Genomic DNA, 8,670 nt, shown 5'->3' with positions numbered 1-8,670 from the left:
GTTGGGTCAATTTCCCGATTGCTTTTCCGAATAGCTGCTTTTCCGTTGTGGGGACGCAAGGTGAGGGAAGAAATTACGAGCCATATATCATCACCAATATTAGCAACACCAAGTTTTATCACAAAGGAAAATTTGAGGGCGATGCCCAAAATGCGCACTGGATTGCGATTGGACGATAAGGAGGATTTATGTATTTTTTTGACGAAACGATCAATGCTTTTTTAGTTGAGGGTATCCACAACATTCCGGCAAACGCTATCAACGTGTCAGAGGCAGAATATGATGAACTTATCGCTAAACGTGATGCAGGTTGCGAGCTTTATATTTTAGACGGCAAAGTGAAAGCGACCCCGCCCCGCCCGTCAGATGGATATGATTGGGACGGTAAAAACTGGGAGATTTCAGCGGAAAAACTGACCGCACTTTTAACCGACCGAAAAACAGCGTTATTGCAACACATTGCGGATAAAACCGACCAATTAAAAGCACAGTATTTGCAGGGCTATTCCCAAGCTGAAATTGATAGTTTTTATCGGCAGGAACGTGAGGCACGGGGCGAATTACCGTTAATGTTGTTGACCGAACTATTCGAGGGGCGGGACGATTTAGCTAATATTGAGCAACTCAAGGAAAAAGTTATCGAAAAAGCGGATTTGTTTGCAATCATTATGGGAAAAACCTTTGCCGTTAAGCAGAATTTTGAAACCCATATTGAACAAGCCCAAACCTTAGAAGAACTGGAAAATATTAGTAAGGAGATTGACCAATGGCAATCTATTTAGCCCTTTACAAAGGCAAGGCTAAAAGCCGCTTTGAACGCCTGCAAGATAAGATTATTTGCCTCTTTACTAAAGGTAAATATAGCCATTGCGAAATCGCTATTGAGCAACAGCAATTCACTCACGGTGACCATTGTCAACCAAATATCTATTATGACTGCTATTCATCAAGCCCACGTGACGGCGGCGTACGTTGTAAGCGAATCAATGTAGCCGACCGCACCAAGTGGGACTTAATCCCGCTAGATAACATCACCGAGCCCCAAATCAACGCCTATTTTGACCGCACTTCGGGCGCAAAATACGATTGGTGGGGCGTGTTGGGGATTGTGTTTGGGATTAAACAAAAACGCTCAAAATATTTTTGTAGCGAATGGTGTTTTAATGCCATTCGTGGAAGTGAAGAAGGTTGGCGGTTTAGCCCAAATCAGTTGGCTGTCATATACCGACCAAGTAGGAGGTGATAAAAGTGCGGTCAATTTTGACCGCACTTTGTTAATTGATTGCTCACACTTTCCCCCGCTCGCACTCCCCTACGTACTCACGCAAAATAGCCCTATCTTTTAATCAGCAGAAACCATAGGGCTAAATTATGTCTGAAGAATATCTCCACGGTGTCAAAGTCACTGAAATTTCCGAAGCTTTGCGCACCTTGACGACATCATCCACTGCCGTCATTGGTTTGGTTGCGACAGCACCTGACGCAGACAATGACACCTTCCCACTGAATAAACCAACCTTGCTCACCGGCATTACACCGTCAATCATTGCCAAAGCAGGCAAAACCGGTACGCTTTCCCGTGCATTAGACGGCATTTTAGATATTGTCAATTGTAAAGTCGTTGTGATCCGTGTTGCAGAAAATGCCGATGAATCACAAATGAAAGCCAACGTGATCGGCGGTGTCGATGACGAAGGCAATTACACCGGCTTGAAAGCGTTTTTAGTTTCTGCCGCCGTTTGTGGAGTTAAACCCCGCATTTTCTGTGTGCCAAAATATGATTCGCAAGATGTCACCGTTGAATTAATCAGCGTGGTGCAAAAACTCAACGGCTTTGTATATGCTTCTTGCTACGGTTGCAACACAAAAGAACAAGCTGTGACTTATCGCCGTCAATTCTCACAACGTGAGCTAATGTTGATTTTTGGTGATTTCCTTTCTTTCAATCCTCACACCAAACAAACCGAAGTAGATTATGCCGTGGTGCGCGCTGCTGCAATGCGTGCATTCCAAGATAAAGAATTTGGTTGGCATACCTCTATTTCAAACAAGGGTTTAAACGGTGTAACGGGTGTCACAAAACCGCTTTCATTCGACATCAACGACAGTGCGACTGATGTGAATTATTTGAACGAACAAGGCATTACCGCTTGTATTAATTACAACGGTTACAAATTCTGGGGCTTACGTACCTGTTCTGCCGACAAGTTGTTCATTTATGAAAACTACACCCGCACCGCGCAGGTATTGAAAGATACCATTGCACAATCTTTCGATTGGGCGGTAGATAAAGATATTTCCGTCAATCTTGTGAAAGAAATTGTGGAAGCCATCAATGCGAAATGGCGTGAATTTGTGGCGAAAGGTTACTTAGTTGGCGGTAAAGCCTTTATCAATCCTGAATTAAACACCGCAGCAACCTTAAAAGATGCAAAATTGCTAGTCTCTTATGACTACTGCCCTGTACCACCGTTAGAACAACTTGGCTTTAACCAATACATCAGCGATGAATATTTGGTTGAGTTTGCTGCCAACATTGCAAAAGTAGGAGCGTAACCAATGGCTTTACCCCGTAAATTAAAACTGATGAATTTCTTGGCTGACGGCAATTCCTACCGTGGTCAAGTCACCGAAATCACCCAACCTAAACTCGCTTTAAAACTGGAAGAATACCGTGCAGGCGGAATGCTTGGTCCGGTTAAAGTCAATCTCGGTGTTGAAGCTCTTGAAGCGCAATTCAAAATGGGCGGTTATATGACCGAGCTTTTGAAACAATTTGGCGGAGCGATTGACGGCACACCGCTACGCTTTGCCGGTGCATATCAACAAGACGACACCGAAGAAGTCACCAGTATTGAACTTGTTATGCGTGGTCGTTTTGGGGAAATAGACAATGGCACAAGCAAATCGGGCGATGATACCGAACAAAGCTACACCGTGCCTTTGACTTATTACAAAATCATCGAAAACGGCAAAGATATTATAGAAATTGATCTACTCAATTCCGTGTTTATCGTGGACGGTAACGACCGCTTAGCGGAACACCGTGCAGCCATCGGCATTTAATTTCACACACCTTGCCCCGAAAGGGGCTTTTACTAAACCTTGGGATTTATTATGAAAAACGAAACCTCAAAAATCATCACCTTATCTACCCCGATTATGCGTGGCGACAAATCAATCACCGACATTACCGTGATTAAGCCCACCGTGCCGGCATTAAAAGGCCTGAAAATGTTTGACGTGTTACAAATGGACGTGGACGCATTGCAAGTGTTATTGCCACGCGTTACCCAACCGGTGCTACACAAAGCGGACTTTTCCACAATGGAAGTGGCAGACTTCACTGAATTGGCTGCGGCGGCTGTCGGTTTTTTAGGGAAGAACTCGGAAACGGAAGAACCGACCGAGTAATTCTGATTGCTGAAACCGTGGAAGATGCCATGGCAGACATTGCCCTGATCTTTCACTGGCAACCGCAAGCCTTTGACGAGATGACATTTAGCGAGCTTATGCAATGGCGGGAAAAAGCGAGAGAACGCAATGAGACAGAAGGTGATTGATTATTTAATGGCAAAACCCCGTTATGTGATTTGGCGCATTTTGTTGGCCTCACTTCTCTGCTTTTGGCTGATTGTTATCTTTGGCATTGCTTTTCTTTTTCACTCATCAAGTCATTTCAATAGGTTAAAATTCGGACACACGCAGTGTGTCCCTACAAAAAACAAATTATGCAACTGCAACATAATATTGGAATTTTTTGACCGTCCTTTTTATGGAATTCAAAAATGAAATCTGTATTTATTTTTCTTTTCTATTTTCTTTCCATTATTTCCGTGTCAGGTTTTGCTACGTTCCTGATGTATCACCAAATTGAGGGTTGGGGTTGGCTCGTTTTTATTGATGTTTTGCTGGTTAGCATGACAATCAAGACTTCTGATAAATCTCAATCTGAAGGATAACATCATGCTACAAAACTCCGCCCTTGCTGCCCTTGGCGTGTTTGTGTTTACCCGTCAAACCGTGCCTTTTCAAAGTTTTGACCGTCAATCATCGTGGCGACATCCCACCAATTCTGTTGTGGGGCAAATGCCGAAAACCCAGTTTACCGGCAAAGATTCTGAAACCGTCACGATTAGTGGCAGGCTAATTCCAGAAATCACAGGCGGTACATTAAGCCTTGCCATGCTTGAGCTAATGGCAGAAAGCGGTGCGGCATTTCCACTGATTGAAGGGGCAAATTTTATGTTGATGGGGTTCTTTGTGATCGAATCAATCCAAGAAACCCGCACAGAATTATTCGGCGATGGCACGGCACGTGCCATTGATTTTACCCTTAATTTAAAACGTACTGATGATCCACTATTGATTGAGCTTGCGCAAAATATAATGGGAGCATTTTAATGTTTGAGTTTGCCACCAATCACCGCACACCTAAATTTTCTGTGGTTGTGATCACACAGGACAAACAGAAAAACGACATCACCCAAACTGTCGCTGACCGTTTAATGAGTATGCAGATTGAGGACAATCGAGGCTTTGAAGCGGACATGCTTGATTTGCAGCTTTCCGACCACGACGGCAAACTCGCCCTTCCCCCTCGTAACGCCGCCATTCAAGTGGCGATAGGTTGGCAAGGTGAGCCGTTGATTGATAAAGGAAAATATTTGGTTGATGAAGTGCAGTTTTCCGGCTCGCCCGATACCCTCACCATTCGGGCAAGAGCGGCAGATTTAAAAGGAAGTCTTAGCGAGCAAAAAGAGCGGTCATTTCACAATATCAAACTCGGTGCATTGATTGAACAAATCGCCAAAGAAAATAAATTGGAAAGCCAATGTGCCAAAGAATATACCGAACAAACCATTTCGCACATTGACCAAACCAACGAAAGCGACATTAATTTACTGACACGCCTTGCAGAAGAATATGGCGCAATGGCAACGGTGAAAAATGGCGTGTTGCTGTTTATGCCATTGGGCGCAGCCAAAACTGCCACAGACAAACCCATTCCAGCGGTTCAAATCACTAAATCGGAAGGCGACAGCTACAATTTCAGCATTGCCGAAAGCGACAACTACAAAGCCGTGCGTGCCTATTGGCACAATACGGACACCGGCAAACGGGGGGAGATCACCGTTGATACCAACACTAAAATCGTGAAAAAACAGAGAATGACAAAAGGCAGAACGCTGAAAAACGGCACAGTGAAAGGCAGACACTTGAGCAAGCGGAAATACAACACCGTAGAACAGCAAGAGCCGGTTACAAGCAATAGCGATCAAATCAAAACCCTTCGCCACACTTACGCCACGGAAGCATCGGCAATTAATGCCGCAAAATCCGCTTTTGACAAACTCAAACGCGGTGTCGCCACCTTTAGCATCAGTCTTGCCTACGGCATACCCGATCTAATGCCGGAAACACCGGTGCAGCTTTCAGGCTTTAAACAAGAAATTGATGGGTCGGATTGGTTAATTACTAAGGTTTCACATAGTATCAGTGATAATGGCTATACTTCGCAGGTGGAGTGTGAGTTGAAGGTTGAAACGGAAGAAGTGGCGGTGAGGAAAGAGGAAAAGTAATTTACTATAAAATTGCAACTTTGCATTACAGGTAATGATTAAGTAAAATTAAACCATATTTAATTTTAGGATAATAAGAATGATAGAAGCTGTTGACCTTTTCTGTGGTGCAGGTGGACTAACCGCCGGACTACAAAAAGCGGGAATAAAAGTAAAAGCAGGCTACGATATAGAAGAAACCTGTCGATTTGCTTTTGAGTTTAATAATCAAGCCTCTTTTATTAACAAAGATGTATCACTTGTTGATGGTGACGAAATTATCCAATGGTATAAAAAAGATAATATTCGATTATTAGCAGGTTGCGCACCTTGTCAACCGTTTTCTAAATACAACCAAGGAAAAGATACTCGTTCAGATAAAAAATGGCCTTTGCTTTATGCTTTTGCACGTTTAATTAAAGAAACACAACCAGAGCTTATTACGATGGAAAATGTGCCTGAAGTAATCAAACATCAGGTATATCACGATTTTGTTAATGAATTAAAATCACAAGGATACTTTATTTGGGCTGATACGATTAAATGTGTAGATTATGGCTTACCTCAACAGCGTAAGCGACACGTTCTACTCGCCTCCAAGTTAGGTGAAATCAAAATGATTGAGCCAACTCACAGCGTGGAAAACTGGGTGACTGTTCAAGATGTTATTAAACACTTGCCTCCAATTCATGCGGGTGAAACCTGTACATCCGATCGTCTTCACCGCTCTATGGCATTGAGCGAACTCAATTTAAAAAGAATCCAAGCCTCAAAGCAAGGTGGAACTTGGCGAGATTGGCCAGAATCGCTACGTACTGAATGCCATAAAAGAGCAAGTGGTGCGACATATTCAGCTGTATATGGAAGAATGAGTTGGGACAAGCCGAGTCCGACAATGACTACATTATGCTATGGCTACGGAAACGGACGTTTTGGACACCCTGAGCAAGACAGAGCGATCTCACTTCGAGAAGCTGCTATTTTTCAAGCATTTCCTGAAAACTATCAATTTTGTCCTGAAGATCAGCCAATCAACCTAAACTCTGTTGGAAAAATGATTGGAAATGCTGTTCCTGTGACTTTGGGTGAGATAATTGGAAAAAGTTTCATAGCCCACTTAGAAAAATGGACTATGAATCACAATATGATTTAGATAGCATCTATTAGTTCTTTTATCCTTCTAACTTCCGAACGACTAGTTAGATATGTATTATAAGCTTGATTAGCTTTCGTAATTAGTTCATCATAAGTGAGAATTTTAGCATTAATACTTTGCAACTGCCCATCAATAACATTTTTTTCAGCAGTTTTATAAATTCTATCTTTGGACTGACTTCCTATTAAGAAGTAAATTTCAATACTGGAAATTTCATCTAAACCTTGATTATTTCGATACCACTCTTGCGTTGCCGAACGATACTTTGCCCCCTGCTGAGCTAGACCAAAAATATCTGTTTTTACTAAAGGTCTCTTCATTTCAATGATAACATGCTTACCCGTGATTGCTTTATATGCAATATCAACCCGTGCTCCACATTCAATTTCAGGGCATATTCGTTTTATTTCGTCTGTTAGAGGTTGCTCTATATAAGATTCAGTAGTTCTTTCCCAAGATGGATCAAGCAGCCATAAATGATTATATAAATACTCCTGAACAACCTTTTCTTTTTGATTTTCATCTACTAGATTTTTAAATTTTTCAATGATACCCAATCGTTGCTTAGTGACATCATAAAAATAGCTTTCCTCAATATCATCAATTGATTGTAATATTGGTTTAAAAACTCTAGCGTCAAAAGAAGATAATTCATTTAACCTTTCAAGATTTCCTCTTACTTTTAATTTTTCAAAAGCTAACACTGCACTTTTTAACACATCCTTACGTGATGCCTCTTGTTCTTCATCAGAGCCGTTAAACCGAATAGTATTGACCTTACTTAATAAATCTTCCGCTGCCTTTTTATCTCGAGTATCACTCAAACTATCAAGCCATTTTTGTAAAGATGGATGTTTTGCTTTTACCTCTTTTAATCCTTCTTTCTTTCGCCAAGTATCCCAATCCGTATCAACAATTTTTAGAGCATCAGCAATAAAATTTTTCAAAATTGAATAACGTTCGTCATTCTGACGTAAACCCTGACGAGACGATGTTGCCATATCTTGATAGTCAGAGTCATCTAAAAAATTAGCATTTACTTCACCAACAAGATAACTTGTGAAAATTTTAGCGTTATCCAGTTCTTCCAATATATTTTCTTGAAAAATACGACCATTCGCTAAAATGGTAATTGCATTATTTGAGACCTCTTCATCTTTCAGTTCTGAAGGCTTACCTACACTAGCAATAAAGCCTGTTATTTCAAATGTTCTCCCGTTATAGTTTACCTTGTTAGGTAATTCTTTATATTGAGATGCTTTATTTTTTAAATCCAGTGTAGAGTTATCAAAAGACCATAAAAATTCAATCTTTGAAGTATAACCTCGATCTTCAAGCGTAATTTCTTCTTTATTGATGAATACTTTAAAATTAAATTTTTGCCCTATAATACTAAAACGTCTTGCGAGGTGTTTTTTTAAGTAAGTTGCAGTAGTCTTAATTTGTTTGTCAAGTTCTGATAGGATAATGGTTGTACCATGCTTTTGTGTAAAAATTGAAACATCGTCAATGCTTTCCGTTTCATAGTCTTGATTTTGTTCAATAGCTTGACTAAGATTAGAAACATCCACTTTTAACGCTACTACATTATCATCTTCTTCTGTTTTAGTATAAACTGACACTTCATTAGCAAGCGAAAACATTGCCAATTTGCCAATTCCTTTTCTCCCCATGACATCACGTTGAAATTTTGGACTTTTCGCTCTATTATCCTTGCGTCTAGCATAACCAACATTAAGGAACTTATTTTCCACATCATCAGTATTCATTCCATGGCCATCATCTGATATCGTAATCGTGCCGTTATCTTTATCAATATCAATATGTACTTCTGTTGCATCGGCATCCCAAGCATTTGATACAATTTCAGTTAATACCGCCGGTGTATTTGTGTACAAGCTTAATCCTAAATGATTTAGAACATTAAGATCTATTTTAAACTTTGCCATGATT

General features: G+C 40.9%; 11 protein-coding genes. 10 read left to right on the top strand and 1 reads right to left on the bottom strand.

Annotation, left to right across the window (positions count from 1 at the left end):
• Nucleotides 1-188: 188 nt before the first annotated feature.
• The 10 genes from E4T92_RS08400 to E4T92_RS08355 all read left to right on the top strand — a co-directional run bounded on the left by E4T92_RS08400 (nt 189) and on the right by E4T92_RS08355 (nt 6,714).
• Nucleotides 189-782, top strand: coding sequence for a phage tail protein (locus E4T92_RS08400; protein ID WP_135094247.1), 594 nt, complete (start codon nt 189-191; stop codon nt 780-782).
• A complete protein-coding gene (locus E4T92_RS08395) occupies nt 767-1,243 on the top strand; it encodes an enoyl-CoA hydratase (protein WP_135094246.1) in 477 nt (158 codons plus the stop codon). The genes E4T92_RS08400 and E4T92_RS08395 overlap by 16 nt, the downstream gene beginning before the upstream one ends.
• Nucleotides 1,244-1,371: 128 nt before the next feature.
• Complete coding sequence (locus tag E4T92_RS08390) at nt 1,372-2,556, top strand: phage tail sheath subtilisin-like domain-containing protein (RefSeq protein WP_135094245.1); 1,185 nt, start codon at nt 1,372-1,374, stop codon at nt 2,554-2,556.
• A gap of 3 nt (nt 2,557-2,559) precedes the next feature.
• Complete coding sequence (locus tag E4T92_RS08385; protein ID WP_135094244.1) at nt 2,560-3,066, top strand: phage major tail tube protein; 507 nt, start codon at nt 2,560-2,562, stop codon at nt 3,064-3,066.
• A 51-nt stretch (nt 3,067-3,117) separates the two neighbouring features.
• Nucleotides 3,118-3,414, top strand: a complete 297-nt coding sequence (locus tag E4T92_RS08380; RefSeq protein WP_135094243.1) for a phage tail assembly protein — start codon at nt 3,118-3,120, stop codon at nt 3,412-3,414.
• A gap of 2 nt (nt 3,415-3,416) precedes the next feature.
• Entirely contained in the window at nt 3,417-3,563 is a 147-nt protein-coding gene (locus E4T92_RS08375) for a GpE family phage tail protein (protein ID WP_135094242.1), read from the top strand.
• A gap of 225 nt (nt 3,564-3,788) precedes the next feature.
• Complete coding sequence (locus E4T92_RS11080) at nt 3,789-3,962, top strand: hypothetical protein (RefSeq protein ID WP_167754033.1); 174 nt, start codon at nt 3,789-3,791, stop codon at nt 3,960-3,962.
• Between the two features lie 4 nt (nt 3,963-3,966).
• Nucleotides 3,967-4,404, top strand: a complete 438-nt coding sequence (locus E4T92_RS08365; protein ID WP_135094240.1) for a phage tail protein — start codon at nt 3,967-3,969, stop codon at nt 4,402-4,404.
• Nucleotides 4,404-5,582, top strand: coding sequence for a phage late control D family protein (locus tag E4T92_RS08360; protein WP_135094239.1), 1,179 nt, complete (start codon nt 4,404-4,406; stop codon nt 5,580-5,582). The genes E4T92_RS08365 and E4T92_RS08360 overlap by 1 nt, the downstream gene beginning before the upstream one ends.
• 79 nt (nt 5,583-5,661) lie before the next feature.
• Complete coding sequence (locus E4T92_RS08355) at nt 5,662-6,714, top strand: DNA cytosine methyltransferase (RefSeq protein WP_194199162.1); 1,053 nt, start codon at nt 5,662-5,664, stop codon at nt 6,712-6,714.
• Here E4T92_RS08355 and E4T92_RS08350 read toward each other — a convergent pair.
• Entirely contained in the window at nt 6,711-8,666 is a 1,956-nt protein-coding gene (locus E4T92_RS08350) for an ATP-binding protein (protein WP_135094237.1), read from the bottom strand. The two genes, E4T92_RS08355 and E4T92_RS08350, sit on opposite strands and share 4 nt — an antisense overlap.
• Between the last annotated feature and the right edge of the window lie 4 nt (nt 8,667-8,670).

Source organism: Pasteurella sp. WM03 (genome assembly GCF_004570945.1).
Taxonomy (GTDB): Bacteria; Pseudomonadota; Gammaproteobacteria; order Enterobacterales; family Pasteurellaceae; genus Rodentibacter.
The sequence above is the reverse complement of the archived record's forward strand: the minus strand, read 5'-3'. Positions and strand labels throughout refer to the sequence as shown.

What these genes read in the sequence shown, in the direction of transcription:
- E4T92_RS08400 (WP_135094247.1), top strand. Translation starts at nt 189, where the DNA reads ATGTATTTTTTTGACGAAACGATCAATGCTTTTTTAGTTGAGGGTATC.
- E4T92_RS08395 (WP_135094246.1), top strand. Translation starts at nt 767, where the DNA reads ATGGCAATCTATTTAGCCCTTTACAAAGGCAAGGCTAAAAGCCGCTTT.
- E4T92_RS08390 (WP_135094245.1), top strand. Translation starts at nt 1,372, where the DNA reads ATGTCTGAAGAATATCTCCACGGTGTCAAAGTCACTGAAATTTCCGAA.
- E4T92_RS08385 (WP_135094244.1), top strand. Translation starts at nt 2,560, where the DNA reads ATGGCTTTACCCCGTAAATTAAAACTGATGAATTTCTTGGCTGACGGC.
- E4T92_RS08380 (WP_135094243.1), top strand. Translation starts at nt 3,118, where the DNA reads ATGAAAAACGAAACCTCAAAAATCATCACCTTATCTACCCCGATTATG.
- E4T92_RS11080 (WP_167754033.1), top strand. Translation starts at nt 3,789, where the DNA reads ATGAAATCTGTATTTATTTTTCTTTTCTATTTTCTTTCCATTATTTCC.
- E4T92_RS08365 (WP_135094240.1), top strand. Translation starts at nt 3,967, where the DNA reads ATGCTACAAAACTCCGCCCTTGCTGCCCTTGGCGTGTTTGTGTTTACC.
- E4T92_RS08360 (WP_135094239.1), top strand. Translation starts at nt 4,404, where the DNA reads ATGTTTGAGTTTGCCACCAATCACCGCACACCTAAATTTTCTGTGGTT.
- E4T92_RS08355 (WP_194199162.1), top strand. Translation starts at nt 5,662, where the DNA reads ATGATAGAAGCTGTTGACCTTTTCTGTGGTGCAGGTGGACTAACCGCC.
- E4T92_RS08350 (WP_135094237.1), bottom strand. Translation starts at nt 8,666, where the DNA reads ATGGCAAAGTTTAAAATAGATCTTAATGTTCTAAATCATTTAGGATTA.